Origin of the sequence: Comamonas sp. w2-DMI, from assembly GCF_040187735.1 — a bacterium.
GTDB lineage: Bacteria > Pseudomonadota > Gammaproteobacteria > Burkholderiales > Burkholderiaceae_C > Comamonas > Comamonas terrae.
In genome coordinates this window covers 23,366-49,718 of sequence record NZ_JBANEL010000015.1, presented here as the reverse complement: position 1 = coordinate 49,718, position 26,353 = coordinate 23,366, and the positions used below count along the sequence as shown (strand labels likewise).

Sequence of the window (26,353 nt, the reverse complement as noted above, 5' to 3'; positions counted from 1 at the left end):
AGAGCGGGTGGCGCCTTATCTCTGTGCATCTTCTGCATGTTCTGCCATGCACAAGGCAGGCAAGAGACGCGGAAAGCTTCTTTTTTGATAGCAAACCGCCCGGCCGCGCGAGCCTCGCTCAACGCCGGTTCCTGCGGTCGCTGGGGCCGTTGCGGTCGGACAGCACCTCGGTCGGCGGCTTGATCTCGCCGCTGTCGCCGCCTTCGGCCTGCCAGGTGCCCCCGCTGCGCCCGGTATGGCCGCGCGGATGGCCCATGTCCGTGCCGTCGTCGAAATCGAGCGGCCCGTCCTGCGGCAGGGCGTCGAAGCGGTGGGCGGTCATGTCCTCGATGGAATCGGACACATCCTCCTCGGCGCTCAGGTGCTCGTTGATATCGTCGCCCTCGGGCAGGTCGGCCGTGGGATCATCGCTGCGGTCGATACGCGGCTCCCTGGGATCGGGCTTGGGTGTGATGTTCGGTATGCGCATGGCGTTCTCCGGTTGCGGCATGGCCCCCAGGGCCATGCATTGCATGGCATTAGCCTGAACGCGCATGAATCTCCGGGGAGTGGGCGCAGTGCGTGCCTGCCGGTAGGAGCAGGCCGATGCGCCGTACCGGCCTCCTACTTGAGCCAGCCGCGCTTTCTGAAGTACAGCATGGGGCCCACGGCGCTGGCGATCATCAGCAGCACCACATAGCCGTAGCCGAATTCCCATTCCAGCTCGGGCATGAACTTGAAGTTCATGCCGTAGACGCTGGCGATCAGCGTGGGCGGCAGCAGCGCCACGCTGGCCACCGAGAAGATCTTGATGATCTTGTTCTGGTTGATGTTGATGAAGCCGACCGTGGCGTCCATCAGGAAGTTGATCTTGTCGAACAGGAAGGCCGTGTGGCTGTCCAGCGACTCGATGTCGCGCAGGATCTGGCGCGCTTCCTCGAACTGCTCGGCGTTGAGCATCTTGGAGCGCATCATGAAGCTCACGGCGCGGCGCGTGTCCATGACGTTGCGGCGGATGCGGCCGTTCAGATCTTCCTGGCGCGCGATGGCGCCCAGCACGTCGCGCGCCACGTCGTCGGTCACGTCGCCCGACAGCACCATCTTGCTGGCCTTCTCGAGGTCGTCGTAGATGCGCTCCAGCGTGTCGGCCGAGTATTCGGCATCGGCGTCGAAGAGCTTGAGCAGCACGTCCTTGGCCTCGTCGATGAGGCCTGGCGCGCGGCGCGCGCGCATGCGCAGCAGCCGGAACACGGGTACGTCCTCGTCGTGGATGGAGAACAGCACGCCGCAGCTGCGCAGGTTCTGGTTGTGCTCGTTGAGGATGAAGGCCACGCGCACCGAGCGCGAGTCCTCGACATCGTCGATCAGGAAGTCGCTGCGGATGTGCAACTCGCCGTTGTCTTCCTCGTAGAAGCGGGCCGACTCCTCGATGTCGTCGTCCATGGCGTCCTCGGGAATCGACAGCTCGTAGTGCTGCTTGATCCAGCGCTTTTCCTCGGGCGTGGGCGATTCCAGGTCCACCCAGATGGGACGAAAGCGCGACAGGTCTTCAAGGGACTCGATTTCTTCCTGGACAAGGCGGCCGTTGGCCAGCGTAAAGATGTTGAGCATCAGCTCACTCCCGGTGTGTTCTCAAGGCTTTTGGCGGTGATGGGGTGCGCTTTCAACCCCGCTAGTCCTGTCGGCCGGGAGTTGAAAGCTACCAACTGGGGTAGGGTTCCACGGATTTCTTTCGCTGAATATGCGTCCCGGGCCAAGGGCTGGGGACGAGTGACGGTTGGCTGTCTGAAAGCTGGCAATTATGCAACGTTGCACTGCATCAAACGGCCAGCGGCACCGATGGGGTAGTGCAGGCCGGGGGCTTGTTCCGCGCGTGCCAGGCGTCACACGGCCTGGGTGAACGCCAGGGCATGGCACAGATCGGCCCAGGCGCCGGCCTTGGCCTGGGGGGCGCGCAGCAGGTAGTTCGGGTCGTAGGTCACCACCGTGGGCACGCCGGCAATGCGGTGCGGCTCGGCGCGCAGGCGGCCCAGGGCCTCGTGCCGGCCCAGCACGGCGCGCGCGCTGGCCAGACCCAGCACCAGCACGCAGTCGGGCCGCAGTTCGTGCAGCAATGCCTCGAGCGCGGGCTGCAGGGGCTCGGCCGGCTGGGCGGCATCGGCCGGGGCGCGGTGCAGTGCGGCACTGAAGACACGCGGATGCTTTTGCAGCTGCAGCGCGCGCAGCATGTTGTCCAGCAGCCTGGCCGCATCGCCTTCGAGCGCGGTCCGGGCGCAGCCGGGGCCGGGCTTTTGCGCCGGGCTCAGCGGCAGCGGATTGGCCGGCGGCTCCAGCAGGATCAGCCAGCCGCCCTGCGCCGGCATCGGCTCGCTGCCCCCGGCATCGGGATAGACTTTCTGCGGCCGGCCCAGGCGCCAGCCCACGCCAGGTTCGCCGGCCGGGCCCGCGGCGGGATGCTGCACATAGCTGCGGGGCGCGCGCGCGGCGCTGTCCTGGCGGACGGCGGAAGGGGCGGGATCCGGAGCCGGAACGGGAGCCGGTGCAGGGGCACGCTGCTGCATGGCGGGCGCGGAGGGCACCGGGGCCGCGGGTGCCTCGACGGGCGGCTCGGGAATCCCGGGCGCCCGTGCCACGGCTTCGCGCAACGGGGCGGGCGTAGCGCTGGCCACGGGCGTTTCGGGGGCTTGGGGCACGTCCGGCGCAGGCATTGGGGGGGCGGGCAGCCAGACGGTGATGCCCATGGCTTCCAGCATGGCCCGCTGGCGGGCATCCAGGTTCAGGTCCATAGTTTCAGGCTCATCAGCACCGCGTGCTCACGCGGTCCTTCGGGTGTGGGGTAGTAGTTTTTGCGCTGGCCCACTTCGGCAAAGCCGTGCCGGGCATAGATTTCGCGGGCACGGGCATTGCTTTCGCGCACTTCCAGCCAGATCCACTGCGCATTTTTCTGCCGCGCCGACAGCGACAGCGCATCGAGCAGCACGCGGGCCCAGCCCTGGCGCTGGAACGCGGGGTTGACGGTGATGTTGAGCAGATGCACCTCGTCCAGCACCGTCATGGCCACGAAATAGCCGAGCAGTTCGTGGTGCTGGTTGACCAGCAACTGCGCCTCGTAGCCGGCGGCCATGGCGTCCTGGAAGTTGCCGCGCGACCAGGGATGGGTATAGGCCTGGGCCTCGATGGGCAGCAGCGTGTCCAGCCACAGCGCGCTCAGCGGCTCGAAATGCACCAGGGCCTCGGGCTCTGCGGCACGACCGGGCAAGTCGGAGCGGGAATGGCTGGCGCTGGAGTTCATGGCGTGGCGGGTGGCTGTGCGGCACGGGCGGCTTCGCGCTCGGCCGTGGTCTGCGCCACTTTATCGCGGATATAGCGCGGCAGGGCCTGATCGGCGGGCACGGCCCTGCCGGCGGCCAGCAGCGCGGGAGCCAGGCGCAGCAGGGCGGTGGCCGTGGGCATGGCCGCCACATGGCGTGCCTGCGGCGCCAGCTGCTCGCCATAGACTGCCCGGGCATTGCCTGCGACCGTGCTGCCGGCCGGCAGTTGCAGCGCGCCGGGCGCGCACAGGCCGAAGTCCTCGCCGAAATCCTCGGGGCCCTGCCAGCGGCCGTCGGACCAGGCAAAGCGCGCGTGGTAGACCTCGTGCATGCGCGCATCCAGCACGGCCACCAGCTCGGTGCAGCCGTGCAGCGCGCGGGCTTCCTCGGCCACGGCCAGCAGCGTGTCCACGGGCAGCACCGGCACCCGGGCCGCGAATGCCAGGCCCTGGGTGATGGAGCAGGCCGTGCGCAGGCCGGTGAACGAGCCCGGGCCGCGGCCGAAGACGATGGCATCCAGCTCCTTGAACTGCAGGCCGGCATCGGCCATCAGGGTGCGGATGGCGGGCAGCAGCCGGGCCGAGGACTGTGCCGCACCCGGGCCGCTGTGCTGCCAGATGGCATCGCCGCGCTGCACGGCGACGAAGAAGGTGTCGGTACTGGTGTCCAGGGCAAGAAGATTCATGGCGGAGCCGCGCAAGGAAACGGAAACACGACTGACGCAAATCAGGATCAGGCAGGCGCTTGGCTTCAAGGAAGCCGTCCTGGCGCATCCTCGCTTGCGGAAGTCCTAGGGGAAAAATGCTGGCAGGTGGCGCCGCAGCAGGCTGCCTATTATCGGCCGGCTGCCGCAGCCTTGCCCGGCGGGCCGGCAATGCCCGCAGGTGCGGCGTCCGGCGTGGCGACGCCGGCGTAGACTCGCTGCCCATGTCATTGATCTCGTCCTGGATTTCCCCTCTCGCGGCCGCGTTGCTGGCCGCCGTCGCCCTGCCGGCCGCACAGGCGCAGGCACCGTCCCCGATGGGCGCCACCGCCCAGGCCGTTGCCGATACCCGCCTGCCCGCCAGCGTGGATGCGGCCCTGACCCGTGCCAGGATACCGCGCGACGCGGTCTCGCTGCTGGTCCTGGACGTGGACGGCAAGAGCGCGCCGCGCCTGGCCTGGCGCACGCAGGTGCCCATGAATCCGGCCTCGGTCATGAAGCTGGTCACCACCTACGCGGCCCTGGACCAGCTGGGTCCGGCCTATGTCTGGCGTACGCCCGTGTATTTCGGCGGGCCCGTGGCCGACGGCGCGCTGCGCGGCAATCTCTACATCCAGGGCCAGGGGGACCCCAAGCTGGTGCTGGAGCGCCTGTGGCTGATGCTGCGCCGCCTGCAGGGCATGGGCGTCAAGGTCATCGTGGGCGACATCGTGCTGGACCGCTCGGCCTTCCAACTGCCCGCGCATGATGCGGCCAGCTTTGACAACGAGCCCTGGCGGCCCTACAACGCCGCGCCCGATGCGCTGCTGGTCAACTACAAGGCCGTGGGCCTGGGTTTTGCTCCCGATACAGGAGCAGGCGTCGCACGCATCCAATACGATCCGCCGATGTCGGGCATGGAAACTCAGGCCACGGTGCCGCTGGCTGCTATGAATTCAGATTGCGGCGACTGGCGCAGCAAGCTGCAGCTGGACATGAGCGACCCGCAGCGCATCGCCTTCCAGGGCCAGTACGCGGCCCAGTGCGGAGAGAAAAGCTGGTCCGTGGCGCCTGCCCAGCCCGAGCTGTTCGCGGCCCGTGCCATCGAAGGCATGTGGCGCGAACTCGGCGGCAAGCTCACCGGCAGCGTGCACGACGGCAGGGTGCCTGCGGGCCTGCAGCCCGCGCTGCAGATCGAGTCGCCGTCGCTGGCCGAAGTGGTGCGCGACGTGAACAAGTACAGCAACAACATCATGGCCCAGCAGGTATTCCTGACGCTGGGCATGCAGCGCACCGGCGTGGCCAGCTTCGAGACCTCGCGCCAGGTGCTGGCGCAGTGGTGGCAGGCGCGGTTCGGCAGCGACCAGCCCGCCGTGGACAACGGCGCGGGCCTGAGCCGCAATGCCTGGGTGACGGCCGGCGGCCTGGGCCGGATGCTGCAGCAGGCCTGGAATTCGCCCGTCATGCCCGAGTTCGTGGCCTCCATGCCCATCGTCGGCGTGGACGGCACGCTGCGCCGCAGCCAGAGCCGCCATGCGGGCGCGGCCCACCTCAAGACGGGCACGCTGCGCGACGCCTCGGCGCTGGCCGGTTATGTGGACAGCGCCAGCGGCCGCCGCTACGTGCTGGTGGCCATGGCCAACCACCCCAATGCCGGCGCAGCGCGCCAGGCCTGGGAGGCCCTGATCGACTGGGTCGGCGCGCAGTAGCGCGCCCGGGCTGCTTGTCTATGCCAAGCGCTCCTGAAACTGGCGCACTCTAAGCGCGGGACGGCCAGCAAGGGCCGCCCCGCAGCAAAGGCCGTCGTCCCCCTTGAGGGGGAAGCCGCGCAGCGGCTCAGGGGGTGTTTCATCCTCCGCTATCGGTAATTGCCCGGTATGGCGCCAAGGTGACTATCGCTAGGATGACGTTCTGAAAAAAAAGCACGCCCGTGCTATTCATAACGTGATGGAGGTCATCATCTTGGCAAACCAATTCAAACTCCTGGCCGCCGCTTTGGCGACCGCCGGCCTGCTGGCCGCCTGCGGCGGTGGCGGCGGCGCCGACACCACTCCCAAGGCCAAGGTGACTTCGGTCAAGGTCATGGGCGACAGCCTGTCGGACAGCGGCACCTTCGGCTTCAAGTTCACGGTGCAGGGATCGGCGCCCACCGGCGCGGGCTCCACCATGATCTGGCCCGAGCGCATTGCCGACCAGTACAGCCAGAGCCTGTGCGCCCATTACCGTGCGGGCGACGAGAACCTGACCTCCTACCAGGAAGTTGCCAGCTGCACCAACTATGCGGTGGGCGGCGGCCGCGTGAATCCGCTGGGGGCGCCCGCCACGTCGCCGCTGTCGGTGCTGGTGCAGATCCAGGCCGCCTCCAAGGCCGGTTTCGGCGCGGATGACCTGGTGATCATCGACGGCGGCGCCAACGACGCGGCCGACGTGATCGGAGCCCTGATTGCCGCCGCCAAGGGCAATTCGCAGCCGCTGAATGCCATGGTGGCCTGGCTGGATTCCAAGGCGCCGGGCACGTCCGCAGCCCTGATGACCCAGGCCGGCGGCGATGCCTCCAAGTTTGCCGGCCTGGCTGCAGGCGCCTATCTGCAGACCCTGGCCAAGGCCCTGGCCGGCTCCATTGCGCAGAATGTGGTCGCCAAGGGCGCCACGCGCGTGGCGGTGCTCAATGTGCCGGCCATCACCAAGACGCCGCGCTTCCAGATGGTCCTGGCCAGCATTGCCCAGGCCGCCGGTGGCGGAGACCAGGGCGCTGCCGTGGCCGCCAAGCAGGAAGCCTCGTTCGACGCGCTGGTGCAGGCCTTCAATGCGCAGCTGGCCGCCAGCCTGGCCGGCCAGTCGCAGGTGGCCGTGGTCGACTTCTACACCGAGTTCAAGAACCAGATCAGCAATCCCGCCCAGTACGACTTCGACAACGTGAAGGATCCAGTGTGCCCGGTCACCGGCGTGGACGGCAGCGGCCTGCCCACCTATACCTTCCCGACCTGCACGGCCGCCGCCCTGAGCGCCACGCCCGGCAAGACCAGCCCCGACTGGTGGCAGCACCATGTGTTTGCCGACAGCTTCCACCCCACGCCCTACGGCCATCAGCAGATGAGCCAGCTGGTATCGCGCGCCCTGGCCCAGAAGGGCTGGCTGTAATCCGTTCCGCGAAAGACAAGGAGACAAACATGAAGAAGTTTTTGCGGATCGCCGCCGGGGCCGCGGCCCTGACCGCCTGCGGCCTGGCGGGTGCGCAATCGGCGGGCACCTGGTCGGCGCGCATCGGCGCCACCCATCTGTCGCCCGACGTATCGAGCGGCAATCTGTCGGCGCCGTCGTTTCCCAACACCAAGGTGGATGCCAAGAGCGATACCCAGCTGACCGGTGGCCTCACCTACATGGTGACCGACAACTTCGCGCTGGACGTGCCGCTCGGCCTGCCGTTCAAGAATGACCTCGTGGGCGACGGCGCGCTGGCCGGCGTGGGCAAGCTGGGCAGCACCAAGGTGCTCGCGGCCACGGTGTTCGCCCAGTACCGCTTCAACGCGGCCAATGCCGCCTTCCGCCCCTACGTGGGCCTGGGCGTGACCTATGCCTGGTTCTTCGACGAGAAGACCACGGCCACGCTCAACGGCCTGTCCGGCGGCACGCAGGCCAACCCGACCACGGCCAAGCTGGACAACAAGTTCGGCATCACGCCGCAGATCGGCTTTGTCTACAACCTGAACGACCGCTGGTTCATCGATGCGGCCTACTACAAGAGCTTCCTGAAGAGCACCATCCACCTGTCGACGGGCCAGAGCATCAAGGTCAAGTTCAACCCCGATGTCTTTGCCATCGGCATCGGCTACCGGTTCTGATGCCGCAAGGCCGATAAAAAAAGTCCGGGCCTGACCCGGACTTTTTTTTGGGGGGGCCGCTCCGGCAACGGGCAGGCTTTCAAGCTGCCGTGTTCCACGGCCCGAGGTACCGGGCAGGGGGGGCGTCCGGCGGTGGAAGCGTCTGCTCTCCACGGAAGATGCCGCGCGGCGGCCCAGGGGATTACTTTGCCGTCGGCATCGCGAATTCCGCGCCCTTGGGCGTGCTCTCGGGCCAGCGCTGCATGATGCTCTTCTGGCGTGTGTAGAAGCGCACGCCTTCCTCGCCGTAGGCGTGCATGTCGCCGAACAGGCTGCGCTTCCAGCCGCCGAAGCCCTGCCAGGCCATGGGCACGGGAATCGGCACGTTGATGCCCACCATGCCGACCTGAATGCGGCGGCCGAACTCGCGGGCCACGTGGCCGTCGCGCGTGAAGCAGGCCACGCCGTTGCCGAACTCGTGGCGGTTGACCAGCTCGACGGCCTCGGCGAAGTCCTTGGCGCGCACGATGGCCAGCACCGGGCCGAAGATCTCTTCCTTGTAGATGCGCATCTCGGGCGTCACATGGTCGAACAGCGTGCCGCCCAGCCAGAAGCCGTCCGAGGTGTCGGTGCCCGTGCCGGCACCCGCCGCGCGGGCGTCAAAGCCCCGGCCGTCCACCAGCAGCTGCGCGCCTTCCTGCACGCCCAGCTCGATGTAGCTGCAGATGCGCTCGTGCGCGGCGCGCGTCACGATGGGGCCCATCTCGGCGGCCAGGTCCTCGCCGTCCAGCACCTTGAGCGTCCGGGCGCGCTCGACGAGGCGCGGCACCAGCCGGTCGGCCGCATCGCCCACCAGCACGGCCACGCTGATGGCCATGCAGCGTTCGCCGGCCGAGCCGTAGCCCGCGCCGATCAGCGCGTCCACGGCCTGCTCCATGTCGGCGTCGGGCATGACCACCATGTGGTTCTTGGCACCGCCCAGGGCCTGCACGCGCTTGCCGTGGCGCGCACCGGCCTCGTAGATGTGGTTGGCGATGGGCGTGGAGCCCACGAAGCTCACGGCCTGCACGGCGGGGTGTTCGAGCAGCGCGTCCACGGCCTCCTTGTCGCCCTGGACCACGTTGAACACGCCGTCGGGCAGGCCGGCCTGCCGGAGCAGATCGGCAATCATCAGCGAGGGCGTGGGGTCGATGGGGCTGGGCTTGAGCACGAAGGTATTGCCTGCGGCAATGGCCACGGGGAACATCCAGCAAGGCACCATGACGGGGAAGTTGAACGGCGTGATGCCGGCCACCACGCCCAGGGGCTGGCGCAGCGTCCAGTTGTCGATACCGGTGGAGACCTGGTCGGTGAAACCGCCCTTGAGCAGCTGCGGAATGCCGCAGGCGAACTCCACGATCTCGATGCCGCGCGTGACCTCGCCCTGGGCATCGGTGAAGACCTTGCCGTGCTCGGCCGTGATGGCGTGGGCCAGCGCATCCTTGTGCTGGTTGAGCAGCTCCAGGAAGCGGAACAGTACGCGGGCGCGGCGAATGGGCGGCGTGTCGGCCCACTTGGGAAAGGCGGCCTGGGCCGCGGCCACGGCGGCGTCCACATCGGCACGCGCGGCCAGGGCCACGCGGCCCGTGACGCGGCCCGTGGCCGGATTGGTCACGTCCTGCGTGCGGCCGCCGGCGCCTTCGGTGCGCTGGCCGTTGATGAAGTGGACGATGGGAGTCGGTGCGGATTGGGGTGTGGTGGTGCTCATGAAGGCCAGTCTAGAAAGCCTGGGCGGGCTTGCCTAGATAGGCTGGCTTGAATTGATTGTTCATTGTGGTGAACAATCCATGCATGGAAAGCAAAAATATGAACGCGCAGCCGGCCGGACCGGGGCCGGGGCCGGTGGCGGGGACGGGCATCGGCACGGGCGCCGAGGCGCTGTGGAGTCATCTGCACTGGCTGGTGGTGCTGTCGCAGCAGGGCAGCTTCACGGCGGCGGCGGCGCGGCTGGGTGTGAGCAAGGCGGCGATGAGCCAGCGCATTGCCGAGCTGGAGCGCGCCGCCGGCGTGGCCCTGGTGCGGCGCACCACGCGCAGCGTGCGCCTGACCGAGGCCGGCGAGCGGTTGGTGGACCATACGCGCGGCGCCTTCGAGCACATCGCCCACGGCTTTGCCAGCGTCAAGGATCTGGCGGCCGAGCCGCGCGGGCTGCTGCGCGTGACGGCGCCCGTGGCCTTCACGCGCCAGCAGCTCATGCCGCGGCTGCCGCGCTTCGTGCGCGCCTATCCCGAGATCCGGCTGGAGCTGGACCTGTCCGACCGCATGCGCTCGCTGGCGCTGGAAGGGTTTGATCTGGCCGTGCGCCATGTCTCGGCGCCGCCCGAAACCCATGTGGCCTGGGCGCTGGCGCCCACGCGCGCGCTGCTCGTGGCCAGCCGCGACTATCTGGCCGCCCATGGAGCGCCAGCCACGCCGCAGGCCCTGGTGGGGCACAACTGCCTGCACTATCCGCGCAGCCAGGGCCAGCCGGCCTGGCATTTCGTGCGCCGCAAGAGGGGTGAAAAAGAGGGCGAGCGCATCGTCGTGCCTGTAGCGGGCGGTTTTGCCGCCAACAACAGCGAGATGCTGCGCGATGCGGCGCTGGCAGGCCTGGGCATTGCGCTGGTGCCCGATTTCAGCGCCCAGTCGGGGCTGGCCTCGGGCCAGCTGCAGCAGGTGCTGGCGGACTGGAAATCGGTGGATGCCTTCGGCGAGCAACTGTTCGCCATCCGCCCCTACGCCAGCCATGTGCCGCGCGCCGTGGCGGTGTTCGTGGAGTTTCTGCGCGAGTCGTTTGCCGAGGGCTTCGGGTCCTGACCCGGTGCCCGCGTGCTCAGCCGGCCGCCGCCGCGCGCTGCAGGCGGTCGCGCACGCCTTCCCAGTCCGCCGTGTCGGGCGGGGTTTCGATCCAGATCAGGCGGGCGCCGATCTCGTCGAAGTCGCGCAGCGTGCCGAACAATTCTCGGGCGGCGTCCAGGGCCTGCGCCGGCATGGCGCGCAGGGTGATGCCCTGGGCCGTCGAGCGCAGCGGGCTGCGGTGGTAGACGGCGATGTGCCGGCCTTCCGAGCCCAGGATGTCCAGCGCCGACTGCAGCTGCCGGGCGTCCATGAGCCGCACCTTGGCATTGGGCGCATAGTGGGCCAAAAGCGTGCCGGAGGCCCGCGGCGTGTGCGCGGGCAGCTCTTCCTTGGAGAGCGGGCGCAGGCCGCAGGCGCGCTCGATGTCGTCGCGCGTGATGGCGCCGGGGCGCAGCAGCACGGGCACGCCGCGCGTGCAGTCCACAATGGTGGATTCGATGCCCACCTCGCAGGCGCCGCCGTCCAGCACCAGCAGCGCATCGCCGAACTCATCGGCCACATGGCGGGCCGTGGTGGGGCTGACGCGGCCGAACTTGTTGGCGCTGGGCGCGGACACGCCCCAGACCGGCGGTTCCAGCCGCTGGCAGGCCGCGAGCACGGCACGGGCCACGGGATGCGAAGGGCAGCGCAGGCCCACGCTGTCCTGGCCGCCCGTCGAAGCCCTGGCCGCATGGGGCAGGCGCGGCAGGATGAGGGTGAGCGGGCCGGGCCAGAAGGCGTCGATCAGCTGCTGGGCGAAGACCGGCACCTCCTTGGCATAGCGCGTGATGGCCGCGCTGTCGGCCACGTGCACGATCAATGGATGGTTGGCCGGGCGCCCCTTGGCCGCGAAGATCTGCGCCACGGCGGCATCGTTGTCGCTGTCGGCCGCCAGGCCGTACACCGTCTCGGTGGGCAGACCCAGAAGTTCGCCGCGCTGCAGGGCCCGCGCCGCGGCCTGCACCGAGGCGTCCAGGTTTCCATCCAGTATCACGTTGCAGCCTCTCAGAACGGCGCGATGCCGAGGATTTCTGCCGCCTTCAGCGCCGTCGCGCGCACGGCTTCCGGCGTGGCGGCCGTGATGTTCAGGTGGCCCATCTTGCGGCCGCGTTTGGCATCGGCCTTGCCGTACAGATGCAGGTGGCAGCCGGGAAGCTGCAGCACCTTGTCCCAGGCCGGCGTCGCCGGCGTATCGCCGCCCTGCCTGAACCACAGATCGCCCAGCAGATTGAGCATGATGGAGGGGCTGTGCTGGCGCGGCTGGGTCAGCGGCAGGCCGGTCATGCAGCGCACCTGCAGCTCGAACTGCGAGACATCGCAGGCGTTCTGGCTGTAGTGGCCGCTGTTGTGCGGGCGCGGGGCGATCTCGTTGACGACCAGCTTGCCGTCCTGCAGCACGAAGAACTCCACGCACAGCACGCCCACGTAGTCCAGGCCGTCAGCTACGGATTTCGCAGCTGCCAGCGCTTGCTCTGCCTGGGCTGCAGGCAGGTTGCCTGCATAGACCTCGGTCACGGCCAGAATGCCCTCGCGGTGCAGATTGCGCTGCACGGGCAGGTTGACGATGTCGCCGTTGCGGCCGCGGGCCACGATGACCGAGCATTCGTGCGCCAGCGGCAGCATCTTCTCCAGCACGCAGGCCACGCGGCCCAGCTGCTCCCAGGCGGCGGCGAGCTCGGCGCGCGTCTTCACGCGCACCTGGCCCTTGCCGTCGTAGCCCATGCGGGCGGTCTTGAGGATGCCCGGCAGCAGCGCATCGTTGACGGCGGCCAGCTGCTCGGGCGTGGCTATCACGGCGTAGGGCGCGCAGGGCACGCCGCACTTCACGAAGTGCGCCTTCTCGGCGGCGCGGTCCTGGGCGATGGCCACGGCGGAACCGGCGGGCGAGACGGGCAGGCTCGTCGCCAGCTGGTTCAGTGCGCCGGCGGGCACGTTCTCGAATTCGGTGGTCACGGCCGCGCAGAGCCTGGCCAGCTCGGCCAGGCCTTGCGGGTCTTCATAGCCGGTGCGGATGTGGTGGTGGCTGACCAGGCCGGCGGGGCTGGTTGCGTCCTGGTCCAGCACGGCCGTGAAGTAGCCCATGGCCTGGGCGGCATGCACGAACATGCGGCCCAGCTGTCCGCCGCCGAGCACGCCGAGCGTCGCACCCGGCAGGATCACGTCGGTGTCTTTGCTCATGCGTTCACCGGCAGCGTCATGTTGCGGGCGGCTTCGGTCTGCTTGGCGCGGAAGGCTTCGAGCTTCTTGCGCAGCCCGGCATCCTCGTTGGCCAGCAGGGCCACGGCGAACAGGGCCGCATTGGCTGCGCCGGCATTGCCGATGGCGAAGGTCGCCACGGGCACGCCCTTGGGCATCTGCACGATGGAGTGCAGCGAGTCCACGCCCTGCAGGTGGCGGCTGGCCACGGGGACGCCCAGCACGGGCACGGTGGTCTTGGCGGCAATCATGCCGGGCAGGTGGGCGGCACCGCCGGCACCGGCGATGATGGCCTTGAGGCCCCGGTCAGCGGCGGCTTCGGCAAAGCGGAACATGTCGTCCGGCATGCGGTGGGCGGAGACCACCTGGGCCTCGAAGGCGATACCGAATTGCTGGAGGATGGCAACTGCGTGCTGCATGGTGTCCCAGTCGCTGCTGGAACCCATGACCACGCCAACTTGGATGGGGTTCATGTCGTGTGGGGCGCCTGCCGCCCGGCCTAGTGGAACCCCCGATTTTACTTTTTTGGCATGCGCCCGGGCGGCCACGGGTTTGATCGGGCTGCCCGGGCCGGCCGTTCAGCCGTTCTCGTGCGCAAAGCCCAGCACCCGGTCGCGGAAGATCCATGCCGCCCAGCCCGCGGCCAGCAGCAGCTGCAGGCCCAGCGAAACCCAGGCCGTGGCATCGCGGATGGCCGGTATCCCGGAGTCGCCGAACATCAGCGCCATGGCGGGCTGCACGGCGGCCGCGCCCCCCGGGCCGGCCAGGCCCAGGGCCAGCAGCGGCAGCACGATGTTGATGACGACCCAGGCCATGCAGAAGGCCGCCAGCGGCGAGCGCAGCCGGCCGGCCAGCAGGGCAAAGCCGGTCAGGATCAGGCCGTCGCGCAGCAGCTGCAGGCAGGCCAGCAGCGCCACCATGCCGGCGCCGTGGCCGGCCTCGTGGGCGTTCGGCTGGAGCGGCAGCAGGAGGGATGCGGCCAGGGCCAGCAGCCAGCTCACGGGCCACAGCGGCAGCGCCTGCAGCATTTCGCGCCAGCGACCGCGGCTGGCCGACCACTGCACCTGGCGCCAGCTGCGCAGGTCGCTGTGCACATGCTGCAGGGCTGCATAGGCCGTGGCGGCCAGGGCGATCCAGGCCGTGGCCTTCCAGAGCGCGGGCAGTCCGGCATCGAGCGTGCCGGCCACGAAGAAGCCGCTGGCGGCCAGCCCCAGCGGCCAGGCCCAGGGCAGGGTGCGCACGTCCAGCCGTGCGCACAGCTGGCGCCACAGCGTCAGCAGGCCCAGGGCCAGCAGCAGCGCACCGAACAGATAGGCCATGCCCTTGCTGCCGATGTCGAGGCCCCACCAGAGCACGGCCCGCTCGCTGCCGTTGAGCAGGCTGCCGTAGATGCGGCCGAGATAGGGGCCGGGAATGAAGAACAGGAACAGCAGCGGCAGCAGCGCCGCGCGGCGGCGGTTGGCGGGAATCTCCCGCTGGCCCCAGCCGATGAGCACGGAATTCATGGCCCAGGCCTGCAGGCCCAGGCCCCACAGCACGGCCAGCGCCACCGAATGCAGGCCCAGCGCGGCCTGGCCGGCCCAGGTGGCCGAGACGAAGAGCACGGCCAGGGCGAACCACAGCGTGTACATCCAGGCCGGGACGGCCGAGCCCAGCAGCTTGCCCCAGGCCATCTGCCAGGGCGACAGGGCCGACAGGCGCTGCCAGTCCCAGGTGTTCTGGCCTGCCTCCTCGGCCAGGCTTCTGCCGGCCAGCACGCTGCCGTAGACGGCCGAGGCCATCCACAGGCCGGCCGTGGCCGTGACACCCAGGTAGGAAGCACGTTCGCTGGCAGGGGCGAGCACCAGCGGCAGGGCCAGGACGAGGGCGCTCAGGCCCAGGCTCCAGGCCAGCAGCGAAGGGCTCCAGTTGAGCCAGAGCTGGCGCTGGAATTCGGGATTGCGCGTCATGCCTGCTCCTGTGCGTGGCTGGGGGCGGTTTGCGGTGCGCCATGGCCACCGCTGCTGCCTGCGGTACCTGCAGTACGCGCATAGCGGTCCTGCAGGCGCTCGCGCACCGGGGCCAGCCCGGCCACGGCCACGCCGGCCTGCACCATGCGGGCCAGCCATTGCGCGCGCGCCGCGGGCGATGCCGGCAACCACAGCAGGGTGGGGCGCATGCCGGTGGCATCCAGCTCCTGCACTTGTTCCTGCACCTGCACGCCGCTGTCCTGCAGCGCCTGGCGCAGCCGCGGCTCGGCGTCGGCGCCGGAAGGCGCGATCTCCAGCGCATACAGCGCCTGCGCGGCGGCGCTCGCCGAATCCACGGGCGCTGCGGCATGCAGGGCCTCGTGGCTTTCGATGCGGCCGCCGCGTATGGCCAGGATGTGCGTGCAGTATTCGTCGAGTTCGCTGAGGATGTGGCTGGAGACCACCAGCGTCATGCCCTGGGCCTGCAGCTGCCTGAACAGCTGCGAGAGGCTGCTGCGCGCCTCGGGGTCCAGGCCGCTGGCAGGCTCGTCCAGCAGCAGCACGCCAGGCTGGTGGACGATGGCCTGGCCTATTGCCACGCGCTGGCGCTGGCCGCGCGACAGTTCCGTCGGGTAGCGCTGCAGCAGCTCCGACAGGCCCAGCTGGGCCGCCACCTGCCGCACGCGGGCGTCGACCCGGTCCGCCGCCACGCCCATGGCCAAGGCGGAATACTGCAGGCAGCGTTCCACCCTCAGGCGGTCGTACAGGCCGTAGAAATCGGACAGGTAGCCCAGGTGGCGGTGCACCTCGCGCGGCTGCTCCTGCACCGCAATGCCCTGCACGCGGATCTGGCCCGACAGCGGCTGCTCCAGCCCCGCGATGCAGCGCATCAGCGTGGACTTGCCGGCCCCGTTGGGACCGACCAGCGCCGTGACGCTGCCCGCGGCGATGCGCAGGCTGACGCCGTCCAGCGCCCGGTGGCCCGGGTATTCGAATACCAGTTGTGAAATTTCGATCAAGTCGGCGCTCCTGGGCAGCCCATGGTGGCCGCAATATAGACCAGGGCCGGGCATGGGCTCGTCAGTCTGACTCCCGAAAAAGGAGCTGCTTGCGCCAGACGGTATTCGGTTTGAGCATTGATCGGTTCTGCAACGGCTTGAAAGGGGCGCTGGCTGCTCTTATTTCGATTGCAGCCGGGGACTTGCCGATTTGCTGGAGAATCGCCCCATATGCGCCCTGCCGCTCCTGGATGGTCAGGCGGGCTTTCGACAATCATTGCGCGCGCCCGCACCGGGGCGCGCCTTGCCACGGGGTTTGATCACATGATGGACGTCACCATTGAGAATTTTGAAGCCGAAGTCGTCGCCGCCTCCATGGAGGTGCCGGTGCTGGTGGACTTCTGGGCGCCCTGGTGCGGTCCCTGCAAGACGCTGGGGCCCATCCTGGAAAAGCTGGAAGCCGCCTATGAGGGCCGCTTCAAGCTGGTCAAGATCGACTCCGACCAGGAGCAGCAGCTGGCCGGCATGTTCGGCATCCGCTCCATCCCCACCTGCGTGCTGATGATCGGCGGCCGGCCCGTGGACGGCTTCATGGGCGCCCAGCCCGAAGGCAAGCTGCGCGAATTCCTCGACAAGCATCTGCCCTCCGAAAGCGAGCTCGCCGCCGAAGCCGAGGCCGACGAGGCCCATGCGCTGCTGGAATCCGGCGACACCCAGGCCGCGCTGCAGAAACTGGCCGATGCGCTGGCCGCCGACCCCCACAACGACGATGCGCGCTTCGACTACGTGCGCCTGCTGATCGCCACGGGCAGCTTCGAGGAGGCCGGCGCCCTGCTGGCCGAGCCCCTCAAGCGCATTCCCCAGCCGCTGCGCTTCGAGGCGCTCAGCCAGTGGCTGCAGGCCCTGCAGTTCGCGACCTCGGACGACAACGCCGACGTGGCCAAGTTCGATGCACTGATCGCCGCCAACCGCCGCGATTTCGACGCGCGCTTCGGCCGCGCCCGCGCGCTGCTGGCCCACAGCCAGTGGACGGCCGCCATGGACGAGCTGCTGGAGATCATCATGCGCGACAAGGAGTGGAACGGCCAGGCCGCGCGCAAGCTCATCGTCGCCATCCTGGAACTGCTGACCCCGCCCAAGCCCAAGAAGCAGGACGCCGTGCCCGGCAAGAGCGCCGGCGGCATCGAGCTGGTGGGCAAGAACAGCGCCGAGCAGGACCAGGCCACGGCCATGGTCAACAGCTACCGCCGCAAGCTGAGCATGGCGCTGAACTGAGCGTGCGATAGGCCTGTGGCTCTCCAGGCTTAGCCCGTGGCGCCCTGGGGCTCCATGGGCAGACAGGCGACCCGGTTGCGGCCCTGCTCCTTGGCCTGGTAAAGCGCCTGGTCGGCCTGGCGCAGCAGTGCGCCGGCCAGCGATCCGTCCTGGTGCGGCGCATGGCGCGCGCCCGCAGGCCCGGGCATCCAGGTCGTGACCCCCACGCTGATGCTGACCCGCCGCAGAGGGCTGTCGGGATGAGGCAGCGCCAGGCCCTGCACCTGGCGGCACAGATGCTCGGCCACGGACAGGGCGCCTGCCGCATCCGTGGCCGGCAGGATGAAGATGAACTCTTCGCCGCCATAGCGGCCGACGATGTCTGTGGGGCGCATCGCGCTGCGGTCGAGGGCGCGCGCCACGGCGCGCAGGCAGTCGTCGCCGGCCAGATGGCCCAGGTTGTCGTTGTAGCGCTTGAAATAGTCCACATCGGCCATGCACAGCGATACCGGCTGGCCTTCGCGCCGCGCGCGCGCCAGTTCGGCGCCCAGTTGCTCGTCCAGATGGCGGCGGTTGAACAGGCCGGTCAGGTAGTCCTGGCGCGCATACTGGGCCAACAGCCGGTTGGCCTCGGTCAGATGGTGTTCGGCCTGCCGGCGTGCGCTGATGTCCAGCCAGGCCATGGAAAGCCCCACCACATCGCCGCGCGCATCGCGCAGCGCCTGGGGCGAAACATAGAACCAGCGCTGCCGCCAGGCGAATTCATATTCCTGCAGCGCGCCGCCGGCATCCAGGCAGCCGAAGTCGGCCTGCACCTGCTGCCAGGCTTCGGGCATCAGCTGCTGCAGGCCCGCATGGCCCAGCTGCTCCGGCTCGCATCCGAGCAGCCGGGCCATGGCGCGGTTGGACATGACCATGCGGCCTTCGCGATCGACCGTGCACTGGGCCACGGGCGAGCTTTCATAGACGGCCTCGAGCTGCAGCACGCGCTCGCCCAGCGACGAAATGTCCCGGTCTATGCCGCGGTAGCCGACCAGCCGGCCTTGCGTGTCGAACAGCGGCACGCCGCTGGTCTCCAGTACCACGATGCTGCCGTCGGCCCGCTGGTTGCGGTTGACCAGGCCGGCAAACGGCCGTTGTTCCGCCACGATGGCGCCGAAGGCCTGGCCCACACGCCGGGCTTCGGCCGGCGGCATGAAGTCGAAAGGCGTCTTGCCCAGCACCTGTTCGGGCGGATAGCCCAGCATGGCCGTGACCATGCGCGAAACATAGGTGTAGCGCCCCTGTGCGTCCACTTCCCAGATCCAGTCCGTGTTGTGGTCCAGCAGTTCGCGCAGGTGCTGGCTTTCGTCCCGGGTGTCGGGCAGTCCGCAGGGAAGGTTCATGATGGGCAGTGGCAGTCTGCAGCGACTATAGCCGCGCGGGGCAGCGTGGGCGCGTTCCGATTCAGTGGCGCAGCGAAGGACTGCCGCCGGCCTGGGCTGCCAGGGCCAGCGAGCGGATCGGGATGCCTGCGTCCTGCGGGATCTCGCCCGACAGCTGCAGCGCCAGATAGCGCGTGCAGCACACGCGCAGAAAGGACGCGAAATTGTCCACGGCGCCGCGCTCGGCCAGCAGCTCGTCGTAGAGCCGGGTGCACAGCTGGGGCACGCTGTAGCCGTCGCGCGCGGCGATGTCTTCGAGCACTTGCCAGAACAGGTTTTCGAGCCGGATGCTGGTCGCTACGCCGTGCAGGCGCACGGACCGCGCGCGGTGCGCCCAGAGCTGCGGATCGGCGCTGATGAAGACTTGGCACATGGCGGGTTTCCGGAAAACAAAACCGGGCCATGGTGAGGCCCGGTGCCTGCGGCGTCAAGCCGGCCGTTCGGCGGCAGAGCCGCTCGGTGGCATCAGTGGCTGATGCGCGTACCCAGCAGTTCCAGGAACTGCGCGATCCAGGCCGGGTGCGCGGGCCAGGCGGGCGCGCTGACCAGATTGCCTTCGGTATGGGCCTGGTCCACGGGGATGTCGGCATAGGTGCCGCCGGCCAGTTCCACCTCGGCGCGGCAGGCGGGATAGGCCGAGCAGGTACGGCCCTTGAGCACGCCGGCGCCGGCCAGCAGCTGGGCGCCGTGGCAGACGGCGGCCACGGGCTTGTCGGTGTCGAAGAAATGGCGCACGGCGGCGCGCACGCTTTCATAGCCGCGCAGGTATTCGGGGCCGCGGCCGCCGGGGATGACCAGGGCGTCGTACTGCTCGGGCTTCACCTCGGCAAACGTGGCGTTGAGCGTGAAGTTGTGGCCGGGCTTTTCGCTATAGGTCTGCGCGCCCTCGAAGTCGTGGATGGCGGTCTTGATCTGTTCGCCGGCCTTCTTGTTGGGACAGACCGCGTGCACCGTGTGGCCCACGGCCAGCAGCGCCTGGAACGGCACCATGGTCTCGTAGTCCTCGCAGTAGTCGCCGCAAATCATCAGAATCTTCTTGCCTGCCATGGTTGTCTCCTTCTGGGGTGATGGAATCAGCCCATTGTGGACAGGAGCCGGAGGCTGCGGGTATTAGCCGGCTACTACGTAGCGGCACGCCGATCTTGCTCTCAATGAAGAAGCGGCTGGCGCCTGTCTCCATTGAAATATGGATGCTTTTGATTCTGAAACATATGATTGGAAAGCGCTATCAGCTTCTCTATCGATAGCAAAAGCGCGAAAAACAACAACGGCACCGGCAGCGCATTGCGCCGCCGGTGCCGCAGAAGCGTTGCGAGGGCCGGGGATCAGGCCGTCAGGCGCTCCAGCGCCTCGCGGTACTTGGCCGCGGTCTTGTCGATGACTTCCTTGGGCAGGCGCGGTGCCGGGGCCTTCTTGTCCCAGGCCTTGCCGTTGACCTGGGCCTGCTCCAGCCAGTCGCGCACGAACTGCTTGTCGTAGCTGGGCGGGTTCTCGCCCTTGGCCAGCGCGTCGGCATAGCCCTCCACGGGCCAGTAGCGCGAGCTGTCGGGCGTCAGCACCTCGTCCATCAGCACCAGGGTGCCGTCTTCGGCCAGGCCGAATTCGAACTTGGTGTCGGCAATGATCATGCCCTTTTGCAGCGCGATCTCGGCCGCTTCCTTGTAGATGCGGATGGCGGTGTCGCGGATCTGGGCGGCCAGCTTCTCGCCCACCATCTCCACGGTGCGCTCGTAGGTGATGTTCTCGTCATGGTCGCCCATCTCGGCCTTGGCGGCCGGGGTATAGATGGGCTCGGGCAGCTTGGCTGCGTTGGTCAGGCCGGCGGGCAGCTTCACGCCGCAGACCGATTGCGACTCCTGGTATTCCTTCCAGCCGCTGCCGGCCAGGTAGCCCCGCACCACGGCTTCGATCAGCACGGGCTTGAGGCGCTTGACCAGCATGGAGCGGCCCTCGACCTGCCTGACCTCGTCGGGCTGGACCACCGACTCGGGCGCCTCGCCCGTCAGGTGGTTGGGGCAGATATGGCCGAGCTTGTCGAACCAGAACAGCGCCATCTGCGTCAGCAGCACGCCCTTGCCCGGAATGGGCTCGCCCATGATCACGTCAAAGGCCGAGAGGCGGTCCGAGGCCACCATCAGGATGCGGTCGTCGCCCACGGCGTAGTTGTCGCGGACCTTGCCGCGTGCCAGCAGGGGCAGCGAGGCAATGTTGGAAGTGTGCAGGGCGGAAGGCTGGGTGGTCATGGTCGAGAAGTGGGGCAAGCTGGCGTGATCGGGCAAGGATCAGGCACGCGGTGGCAGGTCGGCCGTCCGGCGCTGGCGGCCCTGCCATCCCGTGGCGGGGCTTGCCGGCGCCGCAGGCCTGCTGGTTGTCAACAAGGGCGGCTGCGTAAAAGCGCGATTTTACCGGCGCAGCCCGCCCGTGCAGTCATGCCTGCCCCGAGCGCTCTGCGAAGGCCCCGGCAGCGCAAGCCGGCCTCCGCTCTCCCGTAGGACCCGGGGAAGGTGTATGACGGCGGCAGCGCTGCCGGTGTGTCGTAAATCTGACTGCTCCATGTAGGAAATACACGCAGGAGCCACTCAAAGCCAGCCATTGTGCGCCCAAACCCGGCCCTCGCCAAATATGCCGGCAAGGCCCTGCGCGAGCCTGCGCTATCGCGGCTTTTCGGTTGCCTTGGCCCCTTGCGGGGCGCATAGTGGTTGCGCAGCAAGACGAATGCGCATTCCGATCTGCAGGCCTTGGAACACGCGGTGTTGGCGTGGCGGCAAGGCTGTTTTCACCGGGAAAAAAAGGAGTGTTTTGTTATGAATCTGACGATTAGCGGACATCACCTGGAGGTCACTCCCTCGTTGCGCAGTTACGTGATGGCCAAGCTCGAACGCATCCTGCGGCACTTCGATCAGGTCGTGGACGTCAAGGTCCTGTTGACCGTGCACAAGCAAAAGGAAAAGGACAAGCGCCAGCGTGCCGGCTGCACGGTGCGCGTCAAGGGCCAGGACCTGTTCGTGGAGACCCGCCACTTCGATCTGTATGCGGCCGTGGACGCCCTGGCCGACAAGCTGGACCGTGCCGTCGTGCGCTACAAGACGCGCCAGCACACGAGCCGCTACGGCACGGCCAAGCGCCTGCCGGGCGCAGGGCTGCAGCTGGCGGAGATGTCCGCTTGATGAAGAAAGGCCGCAAGCCTGGTGTTTGCGGCCCTTTTACCAGCGGTTGTGGCCGGGACACAACGAATGGAGCACCGCCTGCAGAGGCGGTGTTTTGCCGCCGGGATGCCCTTGGGCCCAAAGCGGATCTCCATGGGCCGCGGCGGTATAACGCGGACAGGCGTGGGGGCATTTTTTTTGATGGCGATCAGGGTTTCCCCACGGTTTTCAGCGCTGCGGTGCATAATTGTTGACCAACCATGAATCGCCTAGCCTCCATTCTTCCCGCCGCTCAAGTGCTTGTGAGCGTTGATGTCACCAGCAAGAAACGCGCTTTTGAAGAAGCGGGTTTGCTCTTTGAGAGTCTGCATGGTTTGTCCCGTGCCCTGATCACCGACAGCCTGTTCGCGCGCGAGCGCCTGGGTTCCACGGGCCTGGGCCACGGCGTCGCGATTCCGCACGGGCGCATCAAGGGCTTGACGGCACCCATGGCCGCCGTGTTCCAGCTGGCCAACCCCATCGGCTTCGACGCGCCGGATGAGCAGGCGGTCAGCCTGCTGATCTTCCTGCTGGTGCCCGAGGCCGCCACGCAGAAGCACCTGGAAATCCTTTCGGAAATCGCCGAGCTGCTCAGCGACAGCCAGCTGCGCGAGCGCCTGAAGTCCTGCACGGATGCCCAGCAGCTGCACGGCATGATCGCCAGCTGGCAGTCGTCGGCCGCGCCGCTGGTCTAAGCCTTTCCTTTTTCGCAGGGCCTTGCCATGAGACCCAGTGCCATCAGTGCCGACGTGTTGTTCGAGGCCTTCCGCAACTCCAGCCTGCGCTGGCAGTGGGTGGCGGGCCTGGGCGCTTCCGAGCGCCGCTTCGACGAGATGGCCGTGCGCTCGGCGCGCTCGGGGGCCGACCTGGTCGGCTATCTCAACTACATCCATCCCTACCGCCTGCAGGTGCTGGGCGAGCGCGAGATCGCCTACCTGACCAATGCCACTTCGCAGGACTGCCTACGCCGCGTGGCCCGCATCGTCACGCTGGAGCCTCCGGTGCTGGTGCTGGCCGACGGCCAGAACGCGCCGGACGAACTGCTGTCCATGTGCGAGCGTGCGCACATCCCCATGTTCGCCACCCAGGAGCAGTCGGCCTTTGTGATCGACGTGCTGCGCGCCTATCTGTCCAAGCACTTTGCCGACCGCATCACCATGCACGGCGTGTTCATGGACATTCTGGGCATGGGCGTGCTGATCACCGGCGAGTCGGGCCTGGGCAAGAGCGAGCTGGGGCTGGAACTGGTGACCCGGGGCAACGGCTTGGTGGCCGACGATGCCGTGGATCTGTATCGGATCAACCAGACCACAGTCGAGGGCAAATGCCCGGACCTGCTGCAGAACCTGCTGGAAGTGCGCGGCATCGGCCTGCTCGACATCCGCTCGATCTTTGGCGAGACGGCGGTGCGCCGCAAGATGCGGCTCAAGCTCATCGTGCATCTGGTGCGCAAGGAAACCATGGAGCGCGAATACGAGCGCCTGCCGGCCGAGCCGCTGACGCAGGACGTGCTGGGCGTGCCCGTGCGCAAGGTGGTGATCCAGGTGGTGGCCGGCCGCAATATCGCCGTGCTGGTCGAGGCGGCCGTGCGCAATGCCATCCTGCAGTTGCGCGGCATCGACACCTATCAGGAATTCGTGCAGCGCCATCGCCTCGCGATGGAGCGCGGCAGCTCACTGGATTGATCCCGTTGGGGCGCCACGCGCTTTCTTCCTGGCCTGGGTAGCGCGCAGCTCCGCCGGATTGCGGTATCAGACCAGGTGCAGGTCCCTGGCCTGCGAGGCCGGGAATACCTGTTGTACCTGGGCCGGACTCAGGCCGTACATCCTGCCGAACAAGCCGCCCAGCACATCGCGGTATTCGTTGAGCACCGGATAGTCGCGGTTCTGGAACAGCGCTTTTTCGGTCACCTCGGCCTGCGTGCCGGCAATGGAGCCGCCTGCTCGGGACGAGAGGCCGCCGCCGAGGAACCAGTACACCGTGCCATGGCCGTGGTCCGTGCCCTTGTTGCCGTTTTCGCGGAAGGTCCGGCCGAATTCGCTGATGACGGCCACCACGGTGTTGCGCCAGGGCTCGGGGCCGATTTCCTGGGCGAAAGTGGCCAGGCCGCGGCTCAGTTCCGCCAGGCGGTTGGCCAGGTTGCCGCTGGCGCTCCCCTGGTTCACGTGGGTGTCCCAGCCGCCGACATCCACGAAGCCCAGGTCGAACTGCTCGCGCATGAGGACGGCCATGCGTTGCGCCACGAGGCTGAAGCCCTTGGCGCTGATGGCATCGCGCCCGGCCCTGTCCATTTCCTCCTGTACGCCGCGCTGCACGGCATCCCGGACGGAAAATCCTTCGGCCACGGCGCCTCCCAGCGGCGTGCCCTGGTACATGGACGCAATGATCTGGCTGTGGCGCTCGTCCACGCCGGCCTTGCCCACCGAGGCCAGCGCCATGTTGGCCGCCTGGGCGCTGCCGCGCAGGGCCAGCGGCAGCTGGGCGGTGAAGGCCATGGTGCTCGGTCCGCGGCGGCTTTGCCGGTCGGACTGCAGCACCTGGGTCAGCCGGTTCAGAAAGCCGGACTGGAAGGATTTGTGCCCCTCCAGCGGCTGGCCGAGTTCTATGGAGTCCTGCGTCTCGAAATGGCTGCGGGACAGGTCGTTGGTGCCGGCAAACGGCACAAAGCAGGCCTGCCGGCTCTGGAACAGGGGCAGGATGCTGTCTTCGAGCATGGGATGCAGGCCCCAGTCGGCATTCAGCGCCAGGGCGCCCTGCGCCTGGCCGGGGCGGGCGATGGCGATCGTGGGCCGGGCGCGGTAGTAGAACTCGCTGTGCGTGGGGACCAGCAGGCTGTTGCAGTCATAGGCGCCGCGCAGGAATACTAGCAGGAAGCGGGGGGTGCCGGCCTGGGGCGTGGCGGTCCATCCGCGCCCCAGATAGGCGGCGAAGGGCAGGCCCGCGGCGGCGGAAAGGAATCGGCGTCTTTGCATGGAAAAACTCCAGGGCACGGTGTCAGCGGAACATCATCTCGGGGGCGGAGAGGAAATAGGTATTCCAGTCCACGGGATTGCGCGCCTGTGCCAGGGCTTGGCGTGAACGGGCGCTCCAGGAAGGCAGGCGCGCCTGCACGCTGCCGCGCTTGGCCAGATCCGGGTAGGGCGGTTTTTCCAGCGCGGCCTGCGGCTCGGTGCGAAACAGCACGGCCCCGCGTGCGGCCATCTGGCGCGCCACCTCGAATCTTGCGGTCATCTGGCCGGAGCTCGCCCAGTCAGACTGCGCCAGCGGATAGCCGTCGGGCGTCTCGTGGCCGTAGAGCGGCTCGCCCAGGCGGCTGAGCCAGCCCAGCAGCGGCGCCATGTCGGTGGCGACCCGCTGGTCATAGGCCAGGCGCGTGGCGCCGACGACATAGTGCACAGGGTCCTTGAAGCGCTGGCCGAAGCGCTGCATTGCCTCAGGGGCCGCGAGCAGGGTGGCCAGGGTGGCGGCTATGTCGCCCCGGCTGCGCTCGAAGGCCTGTGCGGCACGTTCCACCAGTTGCGCAGGCGGGTTGTCGTCGATGAAATAGACCGCCAGCTTGCGGGCGACGAAGCGTGCGGTGGCGGGTGCCGCCACGATGCGGTCCAGTGCTTCTTCCACCTGGGCCATGCCCTGGCCCTGCAGCGGACGGCCGAGGAATGTCTGGGGCGTGTAATCGTGGCGGTTGGGGTTGAATTCGAAGAAACCCTGGCGCACATAGTCGCCGCGCCGCTCGGGGCGCAGCTTGGGAGCGGGCGCACCGGCTTCGCGCGTGGTGAAGCCGACGCCCGTCAGCACATGGGCCATGGCCTGAACATCGGCCTGGGTGTAGCCGCTTCCCACGCCCATGGTGTGCAGCTCCAGCAGCTCGCGCGCATAGTTCTCGTTGATATGGCCGGCGGCGTTGCTCGCGTTGTCCAGGTACACCAGCATGGCCGGATGGCGCATGCTGGCTTCCAGCAACTGGCGGAAATTGCCCAGGGCATGGGGGCGGATGGCGTGCTCCTCATAGTCCCCCACCCACAGGCGGACATCGCCCTTGCGCGTGCTGACGTTGAAATGGTTCATCCAGAACCAGGTCATCTGTTCCTGCAGCTGGTGCGGGGAATACAGTGCGCGCAGCAGGTGGCGCTTCTGCGCCTCCTGGGCCCACTGGTTGAGCTGGCGCTGCAAAGCCTGGCCCAGGCGCGACTTTTCTTCGGGATCGGCAGCATTGCGGATCGCCTGGCGCTGGGCGGCGACATCCTGCTGGATCTGCTCCATGCTGCGCTGGCTGATATCGAGGGCATCGATACGCTGCTGCACTTCGGCGGGCAAGGGCGCCAGGCCGGGCGCGAGCTGCTGCGCCAGCCATGCCTTCAGGCCGAGCTTCTGCAGCTGGACGTCGTCGCTGTCGCTGGCGCCCCAGGTGATGCGGTCCAGCCATTGCTGGCGCTGTTCGGCGGTCAGCGGTGCCGCCAGCTGCGGGCTGGCCAGCGCCTGCCGGGTCAGGGGATCGGCATGGTAGGGCGTGGCTGTGCCCTGGGGCAATGCGGTGCAGCCGGCCAGCGCGGCGACTGCGATCCAGATCCAGTATTTTCCTGAGCGTAGTGCGGCCGGCGCATGCAGCCTCCTTGGGGTTGCCATGGAATGCAGGCAGATTAGGTGTGCCGAGCTGAACAACAGCTTGAAAGCGACATCTCCCTTGTCCGAGAGTCCCTC

Annotated in this window: 25 protein-coding genes; 8 read left to right on the top strand and 17 right to left on the bottom strand. The window is 68.2% G+C overall.

Annotated elements, in window-relative coordinates; genetic code table 11:
- Positions 1–118: 118 nt before the first annotated feature.
- From V8Z74_RS16030 to tsaB, 5 genes are all read right to left on the bottom strand, one after another.
- A complete protein-coding gene (locus tag V8Z74_RS16030; protein ID WP_349710148.1) occupies positions 119–535 on the bottom strand; it encodes a serine/threonine protein kinase in 417 nt (138 codons plus the stop codon).
- 68 nt (positions 536–603) lie between these two features.
- Positions 604–1,590 carry a magnesium/cobalt transporter CorA gene (corA, locus tag V8Z74_RS16025; RefSeq protein ID WP_066480920.1) on the bottom strand — a complete coding sequence of 329 codons (987 nt, stop codon included), beginning with the start codon at positions 1,588–1,590 and terminating at the stop codon, positions 604–606.
- A 272-nt stretch (positions 1,591–1,862) separates the two neighbouring features.
- Complete coding sequence (locus tag V8Z74_RS16020; protein ID WP_349710145.1) at positions 1,863–2,765, bottom strand: uracil-DNA glycosylase family protein; 903 nt, start codon at positions 2,763–2,765, stop codon at positions 1,863–1,865.
- Positions 2,756–3,271 (bottom strand): ribosomal protein S18-alanine N-acetyltransferase, encoded by a 516-nt coding sequence (gene rimI / locus V8Z74_RS16015; protein ID WP_349710143.1) that lies wholly within the window; start codon positions 3,269–3,271, stop codon positions 2,756–2,758. Before rimI ends, V8Z74_RS16020 begins: the two co-directional genes overlap by 10 nt.
- Entirely contained in the window at positions 3,268–3,975 is a 708-nt protein-coding gene (tsaB, locus tag V8Z74_RS16010; protein ID WP_066480917.1) for a tRNA (adenosine(37)-N6)-threonylcarbamoyltransferase complex dimerization subunit type 1 TsaB, read from the bottom strand. Before tsaB ends, rimI begins: the two co-directional genes overlap by 4 nt.
- Before the next feature lie 242 nt (positions 3,976–4,217).
- Here tsaB and dacB point away from each other — a divergent pair, with 242 nt between their 5' ends.
- The 3 genes from dacB (at position 4,218) to V8Z74_RS15995 (ending at position 7,814) form a co-directional block, all read left to right on the top strand.
- A complete protein-coding gene (gene dacB, locus V8Z74_RS16005; protein ID WP_349710141.1) occupies positions 4,218–5,681 on the top strand; it encodes a D-alanyl-D-alanine carboxypeptidase/D-alanyl-D-alanine endopeptidase in 1,464 nt (487 codons plus the stop codon).
- Positions 5,682–5,934: 253 nt separating this feature from the next.
- On the top strand, positions 5,935–7,113 hold the full coding sequence (locus V8Z74_RS16000) for an SGNH/GDSL hydrolase family protein (RefSeq protein WP_349710139.1): 1,179 nt from the start codon (positions 5,935–5,937) through the stop codon (positions 7,111–7,113).
- 29 nt (positions 7,114–7,142) lie between these two features.
- Positions 7,143–7,814, top strand: coding sequence for an OmpW/AlkL family protein (locus tag V8Z74_RS15995; protein ID WP_066480916.1), 672 nt, complete (start codon positions 7,143–7,145; stop codon positions 7,812–7,814).
- 181 nt (positions 7,815–7,995) lie between these two features.
- Here the strand turns inward: V8Z74_RS15995 and V8Z74_RS15990 are convergent, their stop codons facing one another.
- Positions 7,996–9,540 carry a CoA-acylating methylmalonate-semialdehyde dehydrogenase gene (locus V8Z74_RS15990; protein ID WP_349710137.1) on the bottom strand — a complete coding sequence of 515 codons (1,545 nt, stop codon included), beginning with the start codon at positions 9,538–9,540 and terminating at the stop codon, positions 7,996–7,998.
- 98 nt (positions 9,541–9,638) lie between these two features.
- On the opposite strand from V8Z74_RS15990, the gene V8Z74_RS15985 reads away from it, so the two are divergent.
- Positions 9,639–10,628 (top strand): LysR family transcriptional regulator, encoded by a 990-nt coding sequence (locus V8Z74_RS15985; protein WP_349710135.1) that lies wholly within the window; start codon positions 9,639–9,641, stop codon positions 10,626–10,628.
- Between the two features lie 16 nt (positions 10,629–10,644).
- Here the strand turns inward: V8Z74_RS15985 and V8Z74_RS15980 are convergent, their stop codons facing one another.
- The 5 genes from V8Z74_RS15980 to V8Z74_RS15960 form a co-directional block, all read right to left on the bottom strand.
- On the bottom strand, positions 10,645–11,643 hold the full coding sequence (locus tag V8Z74_RS15980) for an L-threonylcarbamoyladenylate synthase (RefSeq protein WP_349710133.1): 999 nt from the start codon (positions 11,641–11,643) through the stop codon (positions 10,645–10,647).
- Between the two features lie 11 nt (positions 11,644–11,654).
- Positions 11,655–12,827: a 5-(carboxyamino)imidazole ribonucleotide synthase gene (locus V8Z74_RS15975; protein ID WP_349710131.1), complete on the bottom strand. Its 1,173-nt coding sequence runs from the start codon at positions 12,825–12,827 to the stop codon at positions 11,655–11,657.
- Positions 12,824–13,318 carry a 5-(carboxyamino)imidazole ribonucleotide mutase gene (gene purE, locus V8Z74_RS15970; RefSeq protein ID WP_349710129.1) on the bottom strand — a complete coding sequence of 165 codons (495 nt, stop codon included), beginning with the start codon at positions 13,316–13,318 and terminating at the stop codon, positions 12,824–12,826. The genes V8Z74_RS15975 and purE overlap by 4 nt, the downstream gene beginning before the upstream one ends.
- Positions 13,319–13,423: 105 nt before the next feature.
- Positions 13,424–14,794, bottom strand: coding sequence for a hypothetical protein (locus V8Z74_RS15965; RefSeq protein ID WP_349710127.1), 1,371 nt, complete (start codon positions 14,792–14,794; stop codon positions 13,424–13,426).
- Entirely contained in the window at positions 14,791–15,813 is a 1,023-nt protein-coding gene (locus V8Z74_RS15960; RefSeq protein WP_349710125.1) for an ABC transporter ATP-binding protein, read from the bottom strand. The genes V8Z74_RS15965 and V8Z74_RS15960 overlap by 4 nt, the downstream gene beginning before the upstream one ends.
- Before the next feature lie 303 nt (positions 15,814–16,116).
- Here V8Z74_RS15960 and trxA point away from each other — a divergent pair, with 303 nt between their 5' ends.
- Positions 16,117–17,067, top strand: a complete 951-nt coding sequence (trxA, locus tag V8Z74_RS15955; protein WP_066480906.1) for a thioredoxin — start codon at positions 16,117–16,119, stop codon at positions 17,065–17,067.
- 29 nt (positions 17,068–17,096) lie between these two features.
- Here the strand turns inward: trxA and V8Z74_RS15950 are convergent, their stop codons facing one another.
- From V8Z74_RS15950 to V8Z74_RS15935, 4 genes are all read right to left on the bottom strand, one after another.
- Positions 17,097–18,431, bottom strand: a complete 1,335-nt coding sequence (locus V8Z74_RS15950) for a sensor domain-containing diguanylate cyclase (protein ID WP_349710122.1) — start codon at positions 18,429–18,431, stop codon at positions 17,097–17,099.
- A 61-nt stretch (positions 18,432–18,492) separates the two neighbouring features.
- On the bottom strand, positions 18,493–18,843 hold the full coding sequence (locus V8Z74_RS15945; RefSeq protein ID WP_349710120.1) for a ribbon-helix-helix domain-containing protein: 351 nt from the start codon (positions 18,841–18,843) through the stop codon (positions 18,493–18,495).
- 92 nt (positions 18,844–18,935) lie between these two features.
- Positions 18,936–19,517: a DJ-1/PfpI family protein gene (locus V8Z74_RS15940; RefSeq protein ID WP_349710118.1), complete on the bottom strand. Its 582-nt coding sequence runs from the start codon at positions 19,515–19,517 to the stop codon at positions 18,936–18,938.
- A gap of 278 nt (positions 19,518–19,795) precedes the next feature.
- Positions 19,796–20,713 (bottom strand): phosphoribosylaminoimidazolesuccinocarboxamide synthase, encoded by a 918-nt coding sequence (locus V8Z74_RS15935; RefSeq protein WP_066480898.1) that lies wholly within the window; start codon positions 20,711–20,713, stop codon positions 19,796–19,798.
- A gap of 561 nt (positions 20,714–21,274) precedes the next feature.
- Here V8Z74_RS15935 and hpf point away from each other — a divergent pair.
- The 3 genes from hpf to hprK all read left to right on the top strand — a co-directional run bounded on the left by hpf (position 21,275) and on the right by hprK (position 23,340).
- Positions 21,275–21,637 carry a ribosome hibernation-promoting factor, HPF/YfiA family gene (gene hpf, locus V8Z74_RS15930; RefSeq protein WP_066480892.1) on the top strand — a complete coding sequence of 121 codons (363 nt, stop codon included), beginning with the start codon at positions 21,275–21,277 and terminating at the stop codon, positions 21,635–21,637.
- A 239-nt stretch (positions 21,638–21,876) separates the two neighbouring features.
- Positions 21,877–22,350 carry a PTS sugar transporter subunit IIA gene (locus tag V8Z74_RS15925; protein WP_066480889.1) on the top strand — a complete coding sequence of 158 codons (474 nt, stop codon included), beginning with the start codon at positions 21,877–21,879 and terminating at the stop codon, positions 22,348–22,350.
- A 27-nt stretch (positions 22,351–22,377) separates the two neighbouring features.
- Positions 22,378–23,340 (top strand): HPr(Ser) kinase/phosphatase, encoded by a 963-nt coding sequence (hprK, locus tag V8Z74_RS15920; protein ID WP_066480888.1) that lies wholly within the window; start codon positions 22,378–22,380, stop codon positions 23,338–23,340.
- Positions 23,341–23,406: 66 nt separating this feature from the next.
- Here hprK and V8Z74_RS15915 read toward each other — a convergent pair whose 3' ends face one another.
- Both V8Z74_RS15915 and V8Z74_RS15910 read right to left on the bottom strand, forming a co-directional pair.
- Entirely contained in the window at positions 23,407–24,627 is a 1,221-nt protein-coding gene (locus V8Z74_RS15915; protein WP_349710115.1) for a DUF1501 domain-containing protein, read from the bottom strand.
- A gap of 22 nt (positions 24,628–24,649) precedes the next feature.
- A complete protein-coding gene (locus V8Z74_RS15910; RefSeq protein WP_349710113.1) occupies positions 24,650–26,278 on the bottom strand; it encodes a DUF1800 domain-containing protein in 1,629 nt (542 codons plus the stop codon).
- Positions 26,279–26,353 lie beyond the last annotated feature (75 nt).

What these genes read in the sequence shown, in the direction of transcription:
- trxA (WP_066480906.1), top strand. Translation starts at nt 16,117, where the DNA reads ATGATGGACGTCACCATTGAGAATTTTGAAGCCGAAGTCGTCGCCGCC.
- V8Z74_RS15985 (WP_349710135.1), top strand. Translation starts at nt 9,639, where the DNA reads ATGAACGCGCAGCCGGCCGGACCGGGGCCGGGGCCGGTGGCGGGGACG.
- V8Z74_RS15965 (WP_349710127.1), bottom strand. Translation starts at nt 14,794, where the DNA reads ATGACGCGCAATCCCGAATTCCAGCGCCAGCTCTGGCTCAACTGGAGC.
- V8Z74_RS15925 (WP_066480889.1), top strand. Translation starts at nt 21,877, where the DNA reads ATGAATCGCCTAGCCTCCATTCTTCCCGCCGCTCAAGTGCTTGTGAGC.
- V8Z74_RS16030 (WP_349710148.1), bottom strand. Translation starts at nt 535, where the DNA reads ATGCGCGTTCAGGCTAATGCCATGCAATGCATGGCCCTGGGGGCCATG.
- dacB (WP_349710141.1), top strand. Translation starts at nt 4,218, where the DNA reads ATGTCATTGATCTCGTCCTGGATTTCCCCTCTCGCGGCCGCGTTGCTG.
- rimI (WP_349710143.1), bottom strand. Translation starts at nt 3,271, where the DNA reads ATGAACTCCAGCGCCAGCCATTCCCGCTCCGACTTGCCCGGTCGTGCC.
- V8Z74_RS15975 (WP_349710131.1), bottom strand. Translation starts at nt 12,827, where the DNA reads ATGAGCAAAGACACCGACGTGATCCTGCCGGGTGCGACGCTCGGCGTG.
- V8Z74_RS15910 (WP_349710113.1), bottom strand. Translation starts at nt 26,278, where the DNA reads ATGGCAACCCCAAGGAGGCTGCATGCGCCGGCCGCACTACGCTCAGGA.
- V8Z74_RS15915 (WP_349710115.1), bottom strand. Translation starts at nt 24,627, where the DNA reads ATGCAAAGACGCCGATTCCTTTCCGCCGCCGCGGGCCTGCCCTTCGCC.
- V8Z74_RS15995 (WP_066480916.1), top strand. Translation starts at nt 7,143, where the DNA reads ATGAAGAAGTTTTTGCGGATCGCCGCCGGGGCCGCGGCCCTGACCGCC.
- purE (WP_349710129.1), bottom strand. Translation starts at nt 13,318, where the DNA reads ATGAACCCCATCCAAGTTGGCGTGGTCATGGGTTCCAGCAGCGACTGG.
- V8Z74_RS15950 (WP_349710122.1), bottom strand. Translation starts at nt 18,431, where the DNA reads ATGAACCTTCCCTGCGGACTGCCCGACACCCGGGACGAAAGCCAGCAC.
- V8Z74_RS15945 (WP_349710120.1), bottom strand. Translation starts at nt 18,843, where the DNA reads ATGTGCCAAGTCTTCATCAGCGCCGATCCGCAGCTCTGGGCGCACCGC.
- V8Z74_RS16020 (WP_349710145.1), bottom strand. Translation starts at nt 2,765, where the DNA reads ATGGACCTGAACCTGGATGCCCGCCAGCGGGCCATGCTGGAAGCCATG.
- V8Z74_RS15990 (WP_349710137.1), bottom strand. Translation starts at nt 9,540, where the DNA reads ATGAGCACCACCACACCCCAATCCGCACCGACTCCCATCGTCCACTTC.
- corA (WP_066480920.1), bottom strand. Translation starts at nt 1,590, where the DNA reads ATGCTCAACATCTTTACGCTGGCCAACGGCCGCCTTGTCCAGGAAGAA.
- V8Z74_RS15940 (WP_349710118.1), bottom strand. Translation starts at nt 19,517, where the DNA reads ATGGCAGGCAAGAAGATTCTGATGATTTGCGGCGACTACTGCGAGGAC.
- hpf (WP_066480892.1), top strand. Translation starts at nt 21,275, where the DNA reads ATGAATCTGACGATTAGCGGACATCACCTGGAGGTCACTCCCTCGTTG.
- tsaB (WP_066480917.1), bottom strand. Translation starts at nt 3,975, where the DNA reads ATGAATCTTCTTGCCCTGGACACCAGTACCGACACCTTCTTCGTCGCC.
- V8Z74_RS15935 (WP_066480898.1), bottom strand. Translation starts at nt 20,713, where the DNA reads ATGACCACCCAGCCTTCCGCCCTGCACACTTCCAACATTGCCTCGCTG.
- hprK (WP_066480888.1), top strand. Translation starts at nt 22,378, where the DNA reads ATGAGACCCAGTGCCATCAGTGCCGACGTGTTGTTCGAGGCCTTCCGC.